This is a genomic window from Aeromicrobium duanguangcaii, from assembly GCF_024508295.1.
GTDB lineage: Bacteria > Actinomycetota > Actinomycetes > Propionibacteriales > Nocardioidaceae > Aeromicrobium > Aeromicrobium duanguangcaii.
Genome location: NZ_CP101990.1, coordinates 2824451 through 2843981, shown reverse-complemented (window position 1 = coordinate 2843981; position 19531 = coordinate 2824451). Strand labels below are relative to the sequence as shown.

General features: G+C 68.2%; 10 protein-coding genes and 2 rRNA genes. 4 read left to right on the top strand and 8 right to left on the bottom strand.

The genetic code is table 11. The features are described from left to right. The first annotated feature begins 205 nt into the window (after positions 1-205). From NP095_RS13945 to NP095_RS13935, 3 genes are all read left to right on the top strand, one after another. Positions 206-3313 (top strand): 23S ribosomal RNA (locus NP095_RS13945). A 96-nt stretch (positions 3314-3409) separates the two neighbouring features. Then, a 5S ribosomal RNA gene (rrf, locus tag NP095_RS13940) occupies positions 3410-3526 on the top strand. A 92-nt stretch (positions 3527-3618) separates the two neighbouring features. Continuing rightward, positions 3619-4656, top strand: a complete 1038-nt coding sequence (locus NP095_RS13935) for a tetratricopeptide repeat protein (RefSeq protein ID WP_232419606.1) — start codon at positions 3619-3621, stop codon at positions 4654-4656. Positions 4657-4725: 69 nt separating this feature from the next. Here the strand turns inward: NP095_RS13935 and NP095_RS13930 are convergent, their stop codons facing one another. The 5 genes from NP095_RS13930 to NP095_RS13910 all read right to left on the bottom strand — a co-directional run bounded on the left by NP095_RS13930 (position 4726) and on the right by NP095_RS13910 (position 13784). Beyond that, positions 4726-5172 (bottom strand): DUF3817 domain-containing protein, encoded by a 447-nt coding sequence (locus NP095_RS13930; protein WP_232419094.1) that lies wholly within the window; start codon positions 5170-5172, stop codon positions 4726-4728. A gap of 46 nt (positions 5173-5218) precedes the next feature. After that, positions 5219-11089, bottom strand: a complete 5871-nt coding sequence (locus tag NP095_RS13925; RefSeq protein ID WP_232419095.1) for a prealbumin-like fold domain-containing protein — start codon at positions 11087-11089, stop codon at positions 5219-5221. 117 nt (positions 11090-11206) lie between these two features. Further along, positions 11207-11794: an acetoacetate decarboxylase family protein gene (locus tag NP095_RS13920; protein WP_232419096.1), complete on the bottom strand. Its 588-nt coding sequence runs from the start codon at positions 11792-11794 to the stop codon at positions 11207-11209. Next, on the bottom strand, positions 11791-13206 hold the full coding sequence (locus tag NP095_RS13915; protein ID WP_232419097.1) for a flavin-containing monooxygenase: 1416 nt from the start codon (positions 13204-13206) through the stop codon (positions 11791-11793). Before NP095_RS13915 ends, NP095_RS13920 begins: the two co-directional genes overlap by 4 nt. After that, on the bottom strand, positions 13203-13784 hold the full coding sequence (locus NP095_RS13910; RefSeq protein WP_232419098.1) for a TetR/AcrR family transcriptional regulator: 582 nt from the start codon (positions 13782-13784) through the stop codon (positions 13203-13205). Before NP095_RS13910 ends, NP095_RS13915 begins: the two co-directional genes overlap by 4 nt. A 58-nt stretch (positions 13785-13842) precedes the next feature. On the opposite strand from NP095_RS13910, the gene NP095_RS13905 reads away from it, so the two are divergent. Continuing rightward, positions 13843-15513 carry an FAD-dependent oxidoreductase gene (locus NP095_RS13905; protein ID WP_232419099.1) on the top strand — a complete coding sequence of 557 codons (1671 nt, stop codon included), beginning with the start codon at positions 13843-13845 and terminating at the stop codon, positions 15511-15513. Between the two features lie 63 nt (positions 15514-15576). On the opposite strand, the gene NP095_RS13900 is transcribed toward NP095_RS13905, so the two are convergent. The 3 genes from NP095_RS13900 to NP095_RS13890 form a co-directional block, all read right to left on the bottom strand. Then, positions 15577-18012 carry an ABC transporter permease gene (locus tag NP095_RS13900; protein ID WP_232419100.1) on the bottom strand — a complete coding sequence of 812 codons (2436 nt, stop codon included), beginning with the start codon at positions 18010-18012 and terminating at the stop codon, positions 15577-15579. Further along, positions 18009-18785, bottom strand: coding sequence for an ABC transporter ATP-binding protein (locus NP095_RS13895; RefSeq protein ID WP_232419101.1), 777 nt, complete (start codon positions 18783-18785; stop codon positions 18009-18011). The genes NP095_RS13900 and NP095_RS13895 overlap by 4 nt, the downstream gene beginning before the upstream one ends. An 85-nt stretch (positions 18786-18870) precedes the next feature. Next, a complete protein-coding gene (locus tag NP095_RS13890; protein WP_232419520.1) occupies positions 18871-19497 on the bottom strand; it encodes a response regulator in 627 nt (208 codons plus the stop codon). Between the last annotated feature and the right edge of the window lie 34 nt (positions 19498-19531).

Here is a 19531-nt window from a genome sequence, read left to right as displayed (position 1 = left end):
TTCTGGGGCGTGGAAATTCGGTGGGACGCAGCGACAACTCAGGCACACTGTTGGGTCCTGAGGGATCAGCATCTAATGCTGGATTCCTCGGACCGTACACCCCCGCGAACCGCATGATTCTTCGGAATGATGTAGGCGTGGAAATTTGTACGGGACCGATCGTATTTTGAGAACTTCACAGTGGACGCGAGCATCTTTGTAGTAATAACAAGCTACTAAGTGCACATGGTGGATGCCTTGGCATCGAGAGCCGATGAAGGACGTTGGAGTCTGCGAAAAGCCCCGGGGAGTTGACAACCGAGCTGTGATCCGGGGGTGTCCGAATGGGGAAACCCACTCAGAGGAAAGTCTGAGTACCTGCGCCTGAACACATAGGGCGTTTGGAGGGAACGTGGGGAAGTGAAACATCTCAGTACCCACAGGAAGAGAAAACAATAGTGATTCCGGTAGTAGTGGCGAGCGAAACCGGACCTAGGCTAAACCTTGGGTGTGTGATAGCCGGCAGGCGTTGCATCCAGGGGGTTGTGGGACCGCACAGATTGTTCTGCCGAGCAGTCAAAGAGTCATAAACCATGAGTGAAGGTGAAACCGACTGGAAAGTCGTGACATAGAGGGTGAGATCCCCGTAACCGTAAGCTCATGGCTCTTGTGCGTCATCCCGAGTAACACCGAACCCCTGAAATTCGGTGTGAATCTGGCGGGACCACCCGCTAAGCCTAAATACTCCTCGATGACCGATAGCGGACTAGTACCGTGAGGGAAAGGTGAAAAGTACCCCGGGAGGGGAGTGAAATAGTACCTGAAACCGTGTGCATACAATCCGTTGGAGCTGTTCCTTAGGGAATTGTGACAGCGTGCCTTTTGAAGAATGAGCCTGCGAGTTAGCGTTGTGTAGCAAGGTTAAGGCGAGTGCCGTAGCCGTAGCGAAAGCGAGTCCGAATAGGGCGCTTGAGTTGCACGATCTAGACCCGAAGCGGAGTGATCTATCCATGGCCAGGTTGAAGCGCGGGTAAGACCGCGTGGAGGACCGAACCCACCTAGGTTAAAAACTGGGGGGATGAGCTGTGGATAGGGGTGAAAGGCCAATCAAACTCCGTGATAGCTGGTTCTCCCCGAAATGCATTTAGGTGCAGCGTCACGCGTTTCTTACCGGAGGTAGAGCACTGGATGGGCTAGGGGGCCTACAAGCTTACTGAACTCAACCAAACTCCGAATGCCGGTAAGTGAGAGCGTGGCAGTGAGACAGTGGGGGATAAGCTCCATTGTCGAGAGGGAAACAGCCCAGACCATCAGCTAAGGTCCCAAAGCGATTGCTAAGTGGAAAAGGATGTGGAGTCGCAGAGACAACCAGGAGGTTGGCTTAGAAGCAGCCATCCTTGAAAGAGTGCGTAATAGCTCACTGGTCAAGTAATTCCGCGCCGACAATTTAGCGGGGCTCAAGCAATCCACCGAAGCTATGGGATTCACACATGAGGTAGGCCTTCGTGGTCCAGCCGTGTGGATCGGTAGGGGAGCGTCGTGTCGCGAGCGAAGCGGCGGGGTAACCCAGCCGTGGATGCGACACGAGTGAGAATGCAGGCATGAGTAGCGAATGAAGAGTGAGAAACTCTTCCACCGAATGACCAAGGGTTCCAGGGTCAAGCTAATCTTCCCTGGGTAAGTCGGGACCTAAGGCGAGGCCGACAGGCGTAGTCGATGGACAACGGGTTGATATTCCCGTACCGGCATTGAATCGCCCATGCTGAATCCAGTGATGCTAAGTGCCCGAAACCGCACCTACCGTCTCTTCGGAGACAATGGTGCGGCAGAGCGCATGACCCGATCTGGTAGTAGGCAAGCAATGGTGTGACGCAGGAAGGTAGCTCATCCGTGGCGATGGTAGTCCACGGGTAAGGTCGTAGGACGAGTGATAGGCAAATCCGTCACTCATATGTCTGAGAGCCGATGCCACCCGCTTAGCGGAGTGTGAGTGATCCTATGCTGCCGAGAAAAGCATCTAGCGAGATTCAGAGCCGCCCGTACCCCAAACCGACTCAGGTGGTCAAGTAGAGAATACTAAGGTGATCGAGAGAATCATGGTTAAGGAACTCGGCAAAATGCCCCCGTAACTTCGGGAGAAGGGGGGCCGGATGCGTTATCAGACTTGCTCTGAGAAGCGTTGAAGGCCGCAGAGACCAGGCCCAAGCGACTGTTTACTAAAAACACAGGTCCATGCTAAGTCGAAAGACGCCGTATATGGACTGACTCCTGCCCGGTGCTGGAAGGTTAAGGGGACGTGTTAGCGCAAGCGAAGCACAGAACTTAAGCCCCAGTAAACGGCGGTGGTAACTATAACCATCCTAAGGTAGCGAAATTCCTTGTCGGGTAAGTTCCGACCTGCACGAATGGAGTAACGACTTGGGCGCTGTCTCAACCATGAACTCGGCGAAATTGCACTACGAGTAAAGATGCTCGTTACGCGCGGCAGGACGGAAAGACCCCGGGACCTTTACTATAGTTTGGTATTGGTGTTTGGTTCGACTTGTGTAGGATAGGTGGGAGACTGTGAAGCTTGGACGCCAGTTCAGGTGGAGTCAACGTTGAAATACCACTCTGGTCGTACTAGATATCTAACCTAGGTCCGTTATCCGGATCAGGGACAGTGCCTGATGGGTAGTTTAACTGGGGCGGTTGCCTCCTAAAATGTAACGGAGGCGCTCAAAGGTTCCCTCAGCCTGGTTGGCAATCAGGTTTCGAGTGTAAGTGCACAAGGGAGCTTGACTGTGAGAGTGACAGCTCGAGCAGGGACGAAAGTCGGAACTAGTGATCCGGCGCTGGCATGTGGAAGCGGCGTCGCTCAACGGATAAAAGGTACCCCGGGGATAACAGGCTGATCTTCCCCAAGAGTCCATATCGACGGGATGGTTTGGCACCTCGATGTCGGCTCGTCGCATCCTGGGGCCGTAGCAGGTCCCAAGGGTTGGGCTGTTCGCCCATTAAAGCGGCACGCGAGCTGGGTTTAGAACGTCGTGAGACAGTTCGGTCCCTATCCGCCGCGCGCGTAGGAAACTTGAGAAAGGCTGCCCCTAGTACGAGAGGACCGGGGTGGACGAACCTCTGGTGTGCCAGTTGTTCTGCCAAGAGCACGGCTGGTTGGCTACGTTCGGAAGTGATAACCGCTGAAAGCATCTAAGCGGGAAGCATGTTTCAAGATGAGGTTTCCCACTGGTTAACCAGGTAAGGCCCCCAGCAGACCACTGGGTTGATAGGCCGGAAGTAGAAGTGCAGCAATGCATGGAGCTGACCGGTACTAATAGGCCGAGGGCTTGTTTCTTACAAAGTTTGACCGCGTCCACTGTGAGGTTCCCGAGATATGATCGGGAGCCAGACTCGAAAGAGTCACCAAGGCTTGTTGATATCTCTATAGAGTTTCGGCGACCATGGCGAAGGGGAAATACCCGGTAACATTCCGAACCCGGAAGTCAAGCCCTTCAGCGCCGATGGTACTGCACTGGAGACGGTGTGGGAGAGTAGGACGTCGCCGGACAATCATTAGCGCGAGGCCGCTCCCTTTGGGAGCGGCCTTGCTGCATTTGTGCCCCTATCGTGAGGGCACACCTCGCGGAAGGACCCGAGAACATGGCTGAATCACGCAATCCCGCCGGCCGAGGCCGAAACAACAACAACAGCGGCGGATCCCGCGGCGGCAGCAGCCGCCCCAACAACAGCGGCGGATCCCGCAGCGCCGGCTCGCGCCCCTCCAGCGGCTCCAAGCCCACCGGCTCCGGCTCGCGCCCCTCCAGCGGCGGCAGCTCGCGCCCCTCCAGCGGCTCCAAGCCCACCGGCGGCCCCCGCACCCCCGGCTCCGGCGCCCGCCGCAACTCCGACCGACCCGGCGCCCCCCGCTCCAGCGGTGGCCCGCGCTCGGCGAGCGGCAACCGCCCCACCACCAGCGGCCCGAACCGCGATCGGCGCGCCTCCGGCCCCGACCGCTCCGACGCGCAGAAGACCTACGACGGCCCCCCGATCCCCGACGACGTGTCGGCCAAGGACCTCGACAAGTTCGCCCGCCAAGAGCTCCAGGGCCTGCCCGACAAGCTCGCCGACAAAGTCGCCCGACACCTCGTCATGGCCGGCATCCTGCTCCACGAAGACCCCGAACTCGCCCACAAACACGCCCTCGCCGCCCGCGCCCGCGCCATGCGCGTCGGCCTGGTCCGCGAAGCCACCGGCGAAACCGCCTACGCCCTGGGCAACTGGGCCGAAGCCCTCGCCGAGTTCCGCGCCGCCAAACGCATGACCGGCCGCGGCATCTACGCCCCCATGATGGCCGACGCCGAACGCGCCCTCGGCCGCCCCGAAAAAGCCCTCGAATACGACACCCCCACCATCCGCGCCGCCCTCGACGAAGCCGGCAACACCGAACTCACCATCGTCATCGCCGGCGCCCGCCGCGACCTCGGCCAAACCGACGCCGCCCTCCAACTCCTCGAATCCGAACCCCTCAACACCAAAAGCCGCCACGACTGGATCACCCGCCTCCGCTACGCCTACGCCGACACCCTCGCCGCAGCCGGACGCACCGACGAAGCCATCACCTGGTTCCACCGCGTCGCCGGCACCGACGCCAACGGACTCACCGACGCCCAAGACCGCATCAACCAACTCGAAAACTAGGCGTCCAACGACAAGGACCCTGCATCCCGCCCTCTGGGGCTCGGATGCAGGGTCCTTCGTCGTTGAGGATCAGCTGGTGGGCGGTCCGACGAGCAGGGCGGCACCGGTCAGGACGGCGACGGCCACGAGGCCGACGGCCACGCCCTGGACGGGCTTGCGGACGAGCCAGGCGACGATCCGATCGAGCGCGCCGGTGGGCTGGTCGGTGGTGAGCCGCCAGCGCTCGGGCAGGACACCGTGGCGCTCGCTGACGACGTCGAACCAGATGGTGAAGAACGGCGGGATCGCGGCCAGCAGACCCAGCGCGGTGCGCTTGAGGCTCCATCGCGCGTCGATCGCCACGACGACCGTGGTCACGACGTAGGCGACAAAGACGACACCGTGGATCATGCCGCCGATGCGCACCCCCAGCTCGGTGGTGTCGGTGACGTACTTGAGGAACATGCCGGTCAGCAGCAGGGCCCAGGTGATGGCCTCGGCGATGGCGACCGTGCGGAACAGACGACGGGGGGACATGTCTCCATTGTCCCCGGGTGGGACAAGCCCGATGGACGCGCCGTCGTCAGTTCCCAGGTCCCTCGTCCTCGCTGCGACGCCGTGCGATCAGGTACGCGCCGGCAGCGAGGAGCAGGAGTGCCACCGCGGTGATCCAACCGGCAGGACCACCGGCCGAGGGGAGGTTCCCGTACCACGGGCCGGCCGGGTTGGTGTCCCCGTCAGGACTGATGGGACCGGGCGGAGTGGGGGGAGTGGGAGTGGGCGGAGTGGGCGTCGCGCGGTCGTCATTGGTGATCGTGCAGGTGATGTTCGCGCCGTTGGGCACGGTGAGCAGCGGGCCCTCGGGCGAACGAACCCCCGTGCAGACCCAGTCACCGGCGTCGTAACCGGTCGGTCCGTCGGCCTCCGTGAGGTCGTACGCTCCGGCGTCCACCGTTGCGTCGGTCACGGCCTCGGTGCCGGTCGCACCGCTGATCGGCGTCGGCCCATCAGCAGACAGCGTCCAGTCGCCGGGCGATGCGGTACCGCCGTCGTCGTTCACGACCTCCTTGATCAGCGTGAGCGAGGCGGGCTGGTCGTTGTTGGTGATCGTGCATGTGGCCGTCTCTCCGTTGGCCAAGATCAGCGAGGACCCCTGCGACGTTTCCCCGGCCCATTCACAGGTCCAGGCGCCAGCGTCGTAGCCGGCCGGACCGTCGGCCTCCGAGAGGTCGTACGCTCCGGCGTCCACCGACGCGCGGGTCACGGCCTCGGTCCCGGTCGCACCCGTGATCGTCGTCGGACCCTCGGCAGACAGCGTCCACTCGGTCGCCTCGGCCGTGCCGCCGTTGTCGTTCACGACTTCCTTGAGCAGTGTGAGCGTGGCGGCCTGGTCGTCGTTGGTGATCGTGCAGGTCACGTCCTGACCAAGGCTCACCGACACCGACACCGAACCGTCCGCCAGCGGCACCTCAGTGAGTGGAGTGCGGCAGGTCCAGTCCGAGGCGGTGTAGCCGGACGGCCCGTTCACCTCGGACAGGTCGTAGTCTCCGGGGCTCACTGTTGCGCCGGTCACGGCCTCGGAACCCGTGGCGCCCTCAATCGGCGTGGGACCGACGGCGGACAGCGTCCACTCCGTTGCCTCGGCCGTGCCGCCGTTGTCGTTGATGACCTCCTTGACCAGGGTGAGGGTGGTGGGTCGGTCGTCGTTGGTGATCGTGCAGGTCACGTCAGCACCGTTGGCGACCGTGACGGTCGTCCCCGCGACCGTCGCGCCCGGGCAGGCCCAGTCCGAGGCGTCGTAGCCGTCCGGACCGTCGGCCTCCGACAAGTCGGACTCTCCAGCGTCGACCTCCACGGCGGTCACGGCGTCCTCGCCGGTCCTGCCAGTGATCGGCGTCGGACCATCAGCAGACAGCGTCCAGTCGGTCGCCTCGGCCGTGCCGCCGTTGTCGTTGACGACCTCCTTGACCAGCGTGAGCTTGCCGGGCTGGTCGTCATTGGTGATCGTGCAGGTCACGTCAGCACCGTTCGGGACCGTGACGGTGATGCCCTCGAGGTCTCCGCCCCTACAGCTCCAGCCACTGGGGAGGTAGCCGGCCGGACCGCCGGCCTCGGTGAGGTCGTACGCTCCGGCGTCCACCGACGCGCCGGTCACCGCCTCGGAACCGGTCGTGCCGGTGATGAGCGTCGGCCCCTCGGCGGTCAGCGTCCAGGCGTCCGCCTCGACCGTGCCGCCGTTGTCGTTGACGACCTCCTTGACCAGCGTGAGCGTGGCGGGCTGGTCATCGTTGGTGATCGTGCAGCTCACGTCGGCACCGTTCGCGACCGTGACGGTCGTGCCCTCGAGGGTCGCGCCCGTGCAGGTCCAGTCCAAGGCGGTGTAGCCGGCCGGTCCGTCGGCCTCCGACAGGTCGTACGCTCCAGCGTCGACCGCCGCGCCGGTCACCGTCTCGGAACCGGTCGCACCACTGATCGGCGTCGGGCCATCAGCAGACAGCGTCCACTCGGTCGGCTCGGCCGTGCCGCCGTTGTCGTTCACGACCTCCTTGACCAGGGTGAGGGTGGCGGGCCGGTCGTCGTTGGTGATCGTGCAGGTCACGTCAGCCCCGTTCGGGACCGCCACGGTGATGCCTTCGAGCGTCGCGCCGGTACAGCTCCAGTCGCCGGGGACGTACCCGCCCTGAAGGCCGGCCTCGGTGAGGTCGTACGCTCCGGCGTCGACCGTCGCGCCGGTCACCGCCTCGGAACCGGTCGTGCCGCTGATGAGCGTCGGCCCCTCGGCGGTCAGGGTCCAGTCGGTCGGCACGGCCGTGCCGCCGTTGTCGTTGACGACCTCCTTGACCAGGGTGAGGGTGGCGGGCTGGTCGTCGTTGGTGATCGTGCAGGTCGCGTCCGCGCCGTTGGCGACCGTGACGGTCGTGCCCTCGAGGGTGGCGCCCGTGCAGGTCCAGTCCGAGGCGGTGTAACCGCCGGGCCCGGCCTCCGACAGGTCGTACGTTCCGGCCTCCACGGTCGCGCCGGTCACGGCCTCGGAACCTGTGGCGCCGCTGATCGACGTGGGACCGTCAGCAGTCAGCGTCCACTCCGTCGCCTCGGCCGTGCCGCCGTTGTCGTTCACGACTTCCTTGACCAACGTCAACTCCGCCGGTGCATCGTCATTGGTGATCGTGCACGTCAGGTCCTGGCCCAGACCCACCGACACCGAACCGTCCACGACCGGGACAGGACCATCTGGACTGATACAGACCCAGTCCGAAGCCCCGTAACCCGCGGGCCCGCCCGACTCGGACAGAGCGTACGACCCGACCTCGACGGCACGGCCGGTCACCGCGTCGGTGCCGGTCGTACCGCTGAGTGGCGTCGGACCGTCAGCGGACAGCGTCCAGTCGGTCGGCTCCGCAGTCCCGCCAGCGTTGTTCACCACGTCCTTCACCAACGTCAAGGTGGGCTGCTGTGCCGTGTTCGTGATCGTGCACGTGACGTCGGCGCCATTGGCCAACGTCAGCGACGTCCCCTCCAGCGTCCCCCCGTCCCCTTCGCAGGTCCAGTCTCCTGCGTCGTAGCCGGCCGGTCCGTCCTCGCTCAGGTCGTAGGTTCCCGAGATCACGGCCTCGTCGGTCACGCCGTTCTCACCGTTGCCGCTGACCGGGTCCTGGCCGGTGATCTCGTCCGGTGTCGCGGTCAGGGTCCAGTCCGCGGGCGCGTCGGTGGCACCGGTCGTTCCGGTCTCCACCTGCTTGCGCAACGTCAGTTGGGCCGGATCGTCGTCGTTCACGAAGGTGCACACCACCGTCTCCCCGGCACCGACCGTCACGGTCCGCAGGTCGCTGGACTCGCCATCGGATTCGCAGTTCACCGCGACCAACGTGTATCCGGGGACCCCGGTCTCACTCAACTCGTACGGGTGGCCGGGTCGCACCTCGTACGTCGTGCCGTCGGTGCTCCCGGGCCCCGAATAGGTCTCGAGACCTTCGACCGGCGGGTCGTCGCCGGGAGTCGCGCTCAGCGTGAAGTCGCCGGGCTCGGCGGTCCCGCTGCCGTCGTTCACGACCTCCTTGATGAGCCGGAGGCGGCCGGTCTGGTTCGTGGCGGTGCACTGCACCCGCTCACCGAACGGCACGGTGACGGCGCCGTTGAGGCCGTCGCCGAAGCCCGCGACCTGCTCGCCGTCGGCATCGATGCGGATGCACGCCCAGGAGCCCGTCGACAACGGATAGGTGTCGGTGGACCGGACGTCGTTCTGGACGTACGTCGGGGGTCCCCCTGCCTCGGCCAGCTGGTACGGAACCAGTGCCGTGACGACCTGATCAGTGACGGCCTCGCTCCCCGCCGTGCCGCTCGGGCCGGGCAGTTGGCCGGCCGGTTCGTCCGGCGCAGGCAGTGCCGAGAGGTTCCACGACGTCGGGGGCTCGGTCCCGACCACGTTCTTGGCGAGTGTCAGCCGGGACTCGCAGTCGACGGTGTTGCGGATGGTCAAGGTGTTGGCACCAGCCGTCAGTGTCCGGTCGGACCCGTCCGGGATCGGGATCGGCGCGACCTCGGCACCGTTGACCTCGACGATCGCGGGCTCGCTGATCGTGCACAGGTCGGGGTCGATGGTCGACTCTGCGATGACGACGTCCTCGTCCACGGTGACGGTGTCACCCTGGCTGTAGCCGGGGCGTGTGACACCCCAGTCCTGGTCGGAGGCAGGCGCGCCGTCGGGGCCGGTCAGGGTCAGTTGAGCGGTGAGTCCGCCGGGCTGGTTGCCGTCCGGGACGGGGGCAGCACCGTTGATGACCCATTCCTTGTCGACGGTGATCGAGGCGGGCGCGACGGCCTGGTTGTAGACGATGCAGCTCACGGGGGCAGAGCTCGGCACATCGACGGTGAAACCGGTCGCGCCCGAGTTCGTGACCGGGATGGCCTCATCGGTGGCGAGGTTGCGACAGACGCCGTTGAACCCGTCGACGGGGAACAGCGACTCGCCCTCCTGCTCGGTCTCGTTCACCGTGATCGCACCCGTGGTCACGCCACCGCCGAAGGTGATCGGGAAGTTGACGCCGCTGGTGGCATCGGTCGTGGCGCTGGTGGTCGGCAGGGTCACGCCCGGCGTGGTGGTCGCGGCGTCGAACGTCCATCCTGCTCCGCCCGGCGTCGCGTTCGTGATGTCGCCGTCCGGACCGACGATCTGTTTGATCACCGACAGCGTGTCCTCGCAGTCGCCGAGGGCGAGCTGGCGAAGCGCGGCTCCGACGGCGTCGTAGTTCGCGACCTGGAAATAGTCGGCCGTATCGGCGTTGCTGCCGTCGTACGCCGTCGGACCGGAGATCGCTCGAAGGTTCTGTGCGGTGGCGGGGTTGCTCACGCCGGCGCCGACGCCGACCGCCAGGACGCGCGTGTCCTGGGCCTTCAGTGCGTTGGCGGAGAAGACGCCGTTCTCCATCTCGCGGATCCGGCTGAAGTTGCCCGGCCCTTGCTGGGGCTGCGAGTAGAAGGTCGGGTTACCGTCGGTGATCACGACCACGAGGTCATAGTTGGGGGCGGCCTCTGCCGCAGCTGCGAGCCCTCGGTCCCAGTTCGTTCCGCCGCCGGAGGTCCAGGACTGGTAGCGCGCCTTGAACGCGTCCGCGCCCTGCTGCGTGGCGACCGAGGTGAGTCCGGGGTAGTTCTGCGTCGCCCCGGAGGCCGGCGACACGTTGGAGAACGAGAACAGAGCCAGCCGCGACGGCGTGCCGACGAGAGAGTCGGCGAAGGTGTCCGTCGCCGCCTTGAGGTCCTCGAGTTGCGCCGACGTCACCGAGCCCGACAGGTCCTGGACGACCGCCACGTCGAGGCCACAGCTCTGGGCCGGGGCCGGATTGATCCGGGACTGCTGCCACACTCCGCCGGAGGCGCTACGGTTCGAGTTGCCCGTCGCGATCATGAAGTCCGACGTCGAGCTGTAGGTGTTCCCGGCACGGAGCGTCGACCCGGTCCGGAACTCGTACGCCGTGGTCTGCGAGCCCGTCCCGTCGCCGTTGCCCGTCCGGAACGAGGAGTTGACCGAGAATCCCTCCGGCGCGCCGACCTGCACCACCCAGAAACGGCGATCGCAGTTGGCTCCGGAGGTGATGCCGGTACACGTGTTGATGGCGCTCGTCTGGGTGTTCGGGACGACGAAGCTGCAGTCGCCGTCCGCGTCCGATACGCAGGTCGCCCACGCGTCGGTGACGGGGGTCGTGGGGGCCGTGGTCCCGTTGTAGAGCCGCAGGGTCACGCCGGCCAGGTTCGACACACCGTTCGTCCCCACGCGGTCGGCGCCGACCTTGACGTTGATGACCGCGTTGTTGCCCGTCGCCGGCGGGACGTCCGCAGCCACGACTCTCGGCACGGCGGCCGTGGACGCCGCGCCGAGGACACCTATCAGCAGCAGCGCCGCTGCCGACGCCACGATGCGGCCTGTTCGGCTGGTCCAGATTCCCCTGTTGGCCATGTGGATCCCCCGATCCGGACATGCGCGCTCACGCACGTACGAGATCCATGCTGCCCCAGATCGGACGAATGAGCACGGGACAGCCGAACCGGCGGCCAGAAGATGGCCCCCGCCAGGTCAGCGGTCGGCGGGGCCGAAGACGAGGTGGAAACGTCGGATCACGAGGTGCGCGAGCGGGCGCAGACCGGCGAGGTGGGCCAGCGGACCCGTCGGCTCGAACGTCCATCCGACCCGGGCGGGCGACACGGCGGCCGAGCCGCGGACCGGTGTGACCAGCGCGCGGCCGTCGCGCTCCTGGGCCACCCGGAATCCGGCGGGTGCCTTGAGCGTCCCGCGGATGCGACGCAGGCGGGCCGAGGCGATCCCGACGGCCCGGAGCCCGTGGTCCTCGAAGTCGGCGAGCTCCTTCGGGATGGCCCACAGGGCCCGCCCGCCGGCACGCGAGGCGGGACTGTCGACCCAGATGTCGGGGATGTGCACGAAGAGCCGCAGGCCACGGCGGACGAGGACCGCCGCCATGAGCTCGTGATAGGTCAACGGGCTCGGCGCGGTGTACTGCAGCAACACGGCCCCCATGATCGCCCGTCCCTTGATCGTCACCAGCTTCGTGCCGGAAGGGGCGCTCAGGCCCTGCGCCGGCAACAGCCCGACGGTGACCAGGCCGTGGCCGTACAGGTCCCACGGCTCGCTGGGAAAGCTCGTCACGTCCACAGGAACTCCTCGTCGTGCACGTCGGCGACGGCCGCTTCGTAGGTGTGCGTCCCGCCGGGCCAGTTCGACGTGATCCGGCCGGTCTCGGGGTGGTGGTACCAGCTCGTGCACGACGCCCAGGCCGAGTGGGCCAGATCGTGCTGGACGCGGTCGTCCCAGCGCTGCTCGGCCTCCGCGCGGGCCTGCACGCGGCGTGCTCCGTGATGATCCATCCGGTCCAGTGTGGCGCGGATGTGGCGGGCCTGGGCCTCGAGCATCGTGATGATCGAGCCGCCGCCGAGATTGGTGTTCGGCCCGTAGGCCAGGAAGAGGTTCGGGAACCCGGGCACGTGGATGCCCAGGTGGGCTCGCGCCCCGGCGCTCCACGCCTCGTGAAGGTCGCCCCCGGGCCCCGTCACCTCGATGCCGTGCAGGAAGTCCTGGGTGTCGAAGCCGGTGGCGAAGCAGATCGCGTCCACCTCGTGCCACTGTCCGTCCGCCGTCCGGATCGCGTCCGCTCGCACCTCGGCGAGAGCGTGGGGCACGAGCCGGACGTGGTCCCGGGTCAGGGTCGGGTAGTAGTCGTTGGAGAACAGGATGCGCTTGCAGCCGACCTGGTGACGCGGCGTGAGGTGCCGGCGCAGCTCCTCGTCCCGGACGCGCAGGCGCAGGTGCGCCGAGGCGAGTCGCTCGATCACGGTGGCCACGGTCGAGTCCGGGTCCAGCCCGCGGGAGAACTGCTGCGTCACCCAGTCGATCGGGCGCCGCTCGCGCTGGGCGCGGTCGCGGTACCAGCCCGGATAGGCGCCGTCCGGCTTGGGCAGGATGTGGTTGGCCGAGCGTTGCAGCACCACGAGCTCGCGGGCGACCTCGGCCAGCCGCGGCACGATCTGCACCGCGGAGGCACCGGTGCCCACGACCGCCACCCGCCGACCGCTCAGGTCCACGGAGTCGTCCCAGCTGCCGGCGTGCAGCACCGAGCCGGCGAAGGATTCCCACCCCTCGACGTCCGGCGCGCTCGGCTCGGAGAGCTGGCCGACCGCGCTGATCAGGACGTCGACGGTCTCGGTCGTGCCGTCGTCGAAGCCGACGTGCCAGGCGTCCTGGTCCCACAGGGCCGAGACGACGCGCGCGCCGAAGCGCGTCCGTCGAGTGACGCCGTAGCGGTCCGCGACCCGCCCCAGGTAGTCGAGGATCTCGGCCTGGGCGGGGTAGCGTCGGGACCAGTCGCCGTTCGGGGCGAACGAGAACGAGTACAGGGGCCCGGGGACGTCGCAGGCCGCCCCCGGGTAGGTGTTGTCGCGCCAGACGCCGCCGACGGTGTCGGCGCGCTCCCACAGTCGCACGTCGTCATACCCGTGGGTGACCAGCTCGGCGGCCGTGCCGATGCCGCCGAAGCCGGTGCCGATGATGCCGATCGAGGTCATGGTGCCTCCGTCCCGGTGACGGTCAGGACGGCGGAGCAGACGTCGGCGTGCACGGTCTCGCGGTCGAGCGTCTCCTGCACGAGCCACTCGCGGCACAGCGCCTTGACGTAGGCGGCCACCGGGCGGAGCCGGGCCCGCAGCGCCGCGTCATCGGGCAGGGCGAGCGCGTCGAGCACGAGTCGCGCGGCCCGGTCGTCGGCCTCGTCGACGATGACCTGGACGTCGGAGTCGCCGTGCAGGTTCGCCGCACCGGAGGCGGCGACCCAGGCCTGGCCGTAGGTGGTGGCCGCGTCCAGGATCCAGTCGATCGTGTGGGACACCCGCTCGGGCAACGGCAGGGCCGAGAGGTCGGGCAGTGCCGCGTCGGGCATCATCACCGACTCGCGCATGACGGCCAGGAACAGCTCGCGCTTGCTGCCGAAGTAGTGGTGGACCAGGCCGCGGGTCACGCCGGCGGCGCTGGCGAGCTCGGTGGTGGAGACCTGGTCGTAGGGGCGGGTCGCGTAGAGCACCGCGGCGGCGTCGAGGATCGACCGTCGCCGGGAGTCGGGCGCGAGTCGGGTGCGGGCCGGGGGCATGGGAGCAGTCTCGTAAGCCTATTGGCAGATTGTCAATAGGGCTCTACTGTGAGGTCGCGTGAAGGACTTCGACTATGACGTGGCGATCGTCGGCTCGGGTTTCGGCGGCAGCGTGACGGCCCTGCGCCTCGTGGAGAAGGGCTACCGCGTGGTGGTCCTCGAGGCCGGCCGGCGCTTCGCGGACGACGAGTTCGCCAAGACGTCGTGGGACGTGCGCCGGTACCTGTGGGCGCCGTGGGCGCGGTGCTTCGGCCTGCTGCGGGTCACTCCGCTGCGCGACGTCCTCATCGCGAGCGGCGCCGGGGTGGGCGGCGGATCGCTGGTCTACGCCAACACGCTCTACCAGCCCGGGGACGAGTACTTCGAGGATCCGCGCTGGGCACACATCACCGACTGGCGTGACGAGCTGGCCCCGCACTACGACCAGGCTCGTCGGATGCTCGGGGTCGTCACGTACCCCGGGATGACCGAGCCCGACCGGTGGATGGCCGACATCGCCGCCGAGATGGGCGTCTCCGACACGGTGCACCCGGCCGACGTCGGCGTCCTGTTCGGGGACCGTCCCGGGTTGCCGCTGGCCGACCCGTTCTTCGGCGGGCGCGGACCCGAACGCACGACGTGCACCGAGTGCGGCGCCTGCATGACCGGGTGCCGGGTGGGGGCGAAGAACACCCTCGTGAAGAACTACCTGTACCTGGCCGAACAGGCCGGCGTCGAGGTCCGACCCCTGACGACCGTCGTGGACGTGAAGCCCCACCGCGGCGGCTACCGCGTGTCGACGCGGGGAACGGGAACGCCGTGGAAGAGGGGCCGCCTGACCGCCGAGCAGGTCGTGTTCGCGGGCAACTCGCTCAACACCCAGAACCTGCTGCACCGGCTCAAGCGGCGCTCGCTGCCGCGGATCTCGCCGATGCTCGGCAAGCTCGCGCGGACCAACTCCGAGTCCGTCCTGACGGCGCGCGACACCCGCCGCAAGGCCGACCACACCCGGGGTCTCGCGATCACCTCGTCGTTCCACCCCGACGCCCAGACCCACGTCGAGCCGGTCCGGTACGGGCCGGGCTCCGGCGTGATCGGGCTGCTCAACGCGCACCTCGTCGACCCGGTCGAAGGGCTGCCGCGGTGGCGGGCGGCGATCCGGACCTATCGCAAGCTCGGGATCCGGGCTGCGTTGCGGCTGCACGATCCGCGCCGCTGGTCCGAGCAGTCGCTCGTGATCCTGACGATGCAGACGCTGGACAACTCCGTGACGACGTTCCTCAAGCGGCGGCCGTGGGGTCTGAGCATGACGACGCGGCAGGGCGAGGGCGATCCGAACCCGGAGTGGATCCCGGTGTCCCACCAGATCGCACGCCGGTTGTCCGAGCGGCTCGGTGGCGTGGCCGGCGGCTCGATGGCGGACCTCGTCGGTGTGCCCCTGACAGCACACTTCATCGGCGGCTGCGTCATCGGCGACTCCCCCGAGCACGGGGTGATCGACCCGTATCACCGGATGTTCGGTCACCCGGGCCTGCACGTGATCGACGGCTCGACGATCAGCGCGAACCTCGGCGTGAACCCCTCGCTGACGATCACCGCCCAGGCCGAGCGAGCCGTGGCGATGTGGCCGAACCGCGGTGACGCCGACGAGCGCCCGCCGCTCGGCGAGCCCTATCGCCGGGTGCCGCTGGTGTCGCCGAAGGACCCGCAGGTCCCGGTCGGTGCGCCGGCCGAGCTGACCTGGGCGTGACCCACGACCGAGGCCTCCGGAGCCGACTCCCCGACGGAGCGGTCCCGGAGGCCTCGGCGTGCCTCAGTCGAGGGTGAGCCCTTCTGCGGGAGTGATCCGCGCACCGCGCCGCGCCGGCAGCGTCGACGCCAGCAGGCCGGACAGTGCGGCCACCACCAGCACCGCCGCCAGCTGGGCCCACGGCACGACCAGCTGCGCACCCTCCATGACGGGCTCCACGACCGTCCGCATGCCGAACCAGGCGTAGAGGACCCCCAGACCCGTGCCCAGCACGGCCGCGACGAGAGCCAGCAGCATCCCCTCCGCGGCGAGCATCCGTCGCAGCCCGCGCCGGGTGAGGCCGAGCGCCCGCAGCAGCGCGTGCTCGCGGGACCGCTCCAGGATCGAGAGCCCGACCGTGTTCGCGATGCCGACCAGGGCGATCAGGACACCCACGCCCAACAGGCCGAGCACGGCCCACACCAGGACGTCGAGCTGTGTGGCCACCCACTGCTTGTCCTCGAGGTTGTTGGTGACCTCGAGTCCGGTGCTCCGCGTGGCCGTCCGGAGCGCCTCGCCCAGCTGGTCCCCGTCCGCCTTGTCGTCGGCCAGGATCCAGAGCGCCTGCGTGGTGGGTTCCATCGTGAGCTGCTCCAGCACGGCGGGCGAGACGATCGCGGCGACGCCCGAGCCCAGGGCTTCGAGCCTGGCGTCCACCGTGACGGTGCCTGCCTGCGTGCGCAGGGTCAGCCGCTCCGGCACGCCCTCGTCGAACGTGGACAGCAGCGCGTGGGGCACGATGACCTCGGCGTCGTGGGCCCGCGTGCTCCCGGCGTCGAAGGTCCGAGCGCGCGCGGCGTCGGACGGCGCGATGACGGGCAGCCGACCCATCTCGGTCTTCACGACCGTCCCGGCGACGGGCAGGACCTCGTCGACGCCCCGGAGTCCGCGCACGCGCTCGATCGTCTCGGTGGCGATCGGACCGCCGCCCGCGAGCGCGTAGTCGACGGGGTACTCGGCGTTCATGTCCTGGTCGACGACCTGACGCGAGCTGGTCATGCCGGTCAGCACGGCCGTGGCGAGGGTGACGCCCACCAACAGCGACGCGGTCGTGGCCGCACTGCGCCGGGGGTTGCGCACGGCGTTCGCGGCGGCGACCCGGAACGGTCCACCTGCCCGGCCGCCGGCCCGGCCCACCAGCCGCAGCATCGCCGGGACCAGGACCGGTCCCAGCAGCAGGATGCCGACGAAGGACGTCATGCCGGCGACCAGCATGAGCTCCATCGACGTGACCGTGGCCGCGATGACCAGACCCGCGGTGCTCGCGGCCGTGACGAGCAGGCCCAGGGCGATCCGCACGCGACCGGAGGTCGTGCGTGCCGTCGGCTGCTCGGCCGGCCGCAGCGCGGCCAGCGGGCTGACCCGCAGCACGGAGCGTGTGGGGAACCAGGCCGCGACGACGGTGGTCAGCAGACCGCCGACGAAGGCCGCACCCATCCAGACCGGCGAGAACGAGACGGCGCCGAAGTTCTCCTCGCCCGCGAAGGAGCGGACGAGAGCGCCGAGTCCCGTTCCCCCGGCGATTCCCGCGACGACGCCGATGGTCGCGGCCAGCAGGGCGAGCACGAACGCCTCGACCCGGACCGAGCGCAGGACCTGGCGGCGGGTCGCGCCGACGCAGCGCAGCAGCGCGAAGTCGCGGCTGCGCTGGGCGAACAGGATCGTGAAGGTGTTCGCGATGACCAGCACGGCGACGAACCCGGCGACGGCGGCGAAGAGCAGCAGCAGCATCGCCAGGATGTCGACGCCGTTGTTCATCGCGACGATGCGCTCGGCGACGTAGTCGTCGCGGCTCTGCACCTGCGATTCCACGGCCTCGGACAGAGCCTGCTGGGCAGCCGCGACGTCCCCGCTGCGAACGTCGTACGCGACGGACTCGGCCATCGCGTCGGTCGCCGCCTGCAGGGCGGGCCAGGGCACGTCGACATCGCCACCGGCGGGCGACGAGGGACCACTGAAGCCGACGACGGTGAGCTCCTGCGCCAGGTCGCCGCTGCCCACGGTGATGCGGTCACCGAGCCCGATCTCATGGGCGGTGGCCATGCTGCGGGTCATCAGCGCCTCGTCGTCGGCCCGCGGGGCGCGGCCCTCGGCGATCTGCTGCGAGCGCAGGCCGGAGTCGGTCGAGACGGTACCGAGGCGCACGTCGTCACCCAGGGACCCGGACGGCCCGTCGACCTGCCCCTGGGTCGTGGCCAGGACCGACGCGCGGTCGCCGCGCTCGCGGGCGACGGCCAGCGTCCGGGCGACGTCCTCGTCCTGGGCCATCCAGTATCCGTCGCTGACGATGAGCTCGGCGTCCGGATAGGCCTTCTCGACGGTGACCGCGACGGCGTTGCGCGCGCCCGACCCGAGGGCGTCGATCACCACGACGAAGGCGACCGCGATCGTGACCGCGAGCAGCGCGGCGACGTACCGGCGGGTGTAGGTCCGCAGGGACGCGAGCAGGACGGTCCTCATCGGACACCGGCCTCGAGCGTGGCGGCGACCTGCTCGCGCGAGGGCGCGACCAGGTGCTCGCGGATCCTGCCGTCGGCCAGGACGACGACGTCGTCGGCGTACGCGGCGGCGTCGAGCTCGTGGGTCACCATGATCACCGTGTGGCCGAGATCGGTCACGCTGCGGCGCAGGAACGAGAGCACCTCACCGGAGGCCGTGCTGTCGAGGTTGCCCGTCGGCTCGTCGGCGAACACGACGTCGGCGTCCGCGGCCAGGGCGCGGGCGATCGCCACGCGCTGCTGCTGGCCGCCGGAGAGCTCGCCGGGGCGGTGGTCGAGGCGGTCACGCAGTCCGAGGACGTCGATGACCTGCTCGATCCGCTCGGTCGCGCCCGGTTCGAGGCGCCGGCCCGCCAGCTCGAACGGCAGCATGATGTTCTGCCGGGCCGTCAGCATCGGCAGCAGGTTGAACGCCTGGAAGACGAAGCCCAGGCGGTCGCGCCGGAAGTGGGTCAGCTGGTCGTCGCCGAGCGAGGTCAGCTCGACGCCCCCGATCGCGACCGTGCCCTCGGTCGGGCGGTCCAGGCCGGCGAGGCAGTGCATCAGCGTGGACTTGCCGGAGCCCGACGGGCCCATGATCGCGGTGAAGCGGCCGGGCGCGAGATCGAGGTCCACCGACCGCAGCGCGTGCACGGTGGTGTCGCCGTGGCCGTAGGTCTTGGACAGGCCGCGCACGGTCGCCGCGGGCGGCGCGTCGTGGGCCGGGAGCGGGTGGGAGAAGGAGGTCGAGATCATGGCTCGACGCTAGGTGCGCGGACGGGTCCGAGGCGTCGCCGTACGGACGGATCTTCGGGTCAGACCACGGTATGACCCAGACGCCTCAGTCGGTCAGTCCGGCCTCGAACGCCAGCAGGACCAGGTGCACCCGGTCGCGCGAGTCCGTCTTGGCCAGCAGGCGCCCGATGTGGGTCTTGACGGTGGCCTCGGACAGGAACAGCTCGGCGGCGATCTCGGGGTTGCTCAGGCCGCGGGCGATGAGGACCAGCACCTCGCGCTCGCGGTCGGTCACGGCGGCGAGTCGCCGCTCGGCGGCGTCGTCGGTGCGGCGAACGGGCCCGGGATCGGCCAGGAAGTGGTCCAGCAGGCGGCGGGTGGTCGACGGCGCCACGACGGCGTCACCGGCGTGGACGGCCCGGATCGCGGCCAGCAGGTCCGGTGGCGCCGCGTCCTTGAGCAGGAACGCCGAGGCGCCGGCCCGCAAGGCGGCGAAGGCGTACTCGTCGAGGTCGAAGGTCGTCAGGACGATGACGCGCGGGCCGGTGTCGCCGGGAGCGAGCCGCCGCGTCGTCTCGACGCCGTCGAGTCGCGGCATGCGGACGTCCATCAGCACGACGTCGGCCTCGACCTCGGACAGCAGCCGCAGGGCCTCCTCGCCGTCGCCGGCCTCGCCCACGACCACGAGGTCGTCCTGGCTCTCGACGAGCATGCGGAAGCCGGCCCGCACCATCTGCTGGTCGTCGACGAGGACGACGCGGATCGGT

Excerpts from the sequence above, each read along its gene's own strand:
- NP095_RS13935 (WP_232419606.1), top strand. The coding sequence starts at position 3,619 with ATGGCTGAATCACGCAATCCCGCCGGCCGAGGCCGAAACAACAACAAC.
- NP095_RS13930 (WP_232419094.1), bottom strand. The coding sequence starts at position 5,172 with ATGTCCCCCCGTCGTCTGTTCCGCACGGTCGCCATCGCCGAGGCCATC.
- NP095_RS13925 (WP_232419095.1), bottom strand. The coding sequence starts at position 11,089 with ATGGCCAACAGGGGAATCTGGACCAGCCGAACAGGCCGCATCGTGGCG.
- NP095_RS13915 (WP_232419097.1), bottom strand. The coding sequence starts at position 13,206 with ATGACCTCGATCGGCATCATCGGCACCGGCTTCGGCGGCATCGGCACG.
- NP095_RS13910 (WP_232419098.1), bottom strand. The coding sequence starts at position 13,784 with ATGCCCCCGGCCCGCACCCGACTCGCGCCCGACTCCCGGCGACGGTCG.
- NP095_RS13900 (WP_232419100.1), bottom strand. The coding sequence starts at position 18,012 with ATGAGGACCGTCCTGCTCGCGTCCCTGCGGACCTACACCCGCCGGTAC.
- NP095_RS13895 (WP_232419101.1), bottom strand. The coding sequence starts at position 18,785 with ATGATCTCGACCTCCTTCTCCCACCCGCTCCCGGCCCACGACGCGCCG.
- NP095_RS13890 (WP_232419520.1), bottom strand. The coding sequence starts at position 19,497 with ATGGTGCGGGCCGGCTTCCGCATGCTCGTCGAGAGCCAGGACGACCTC.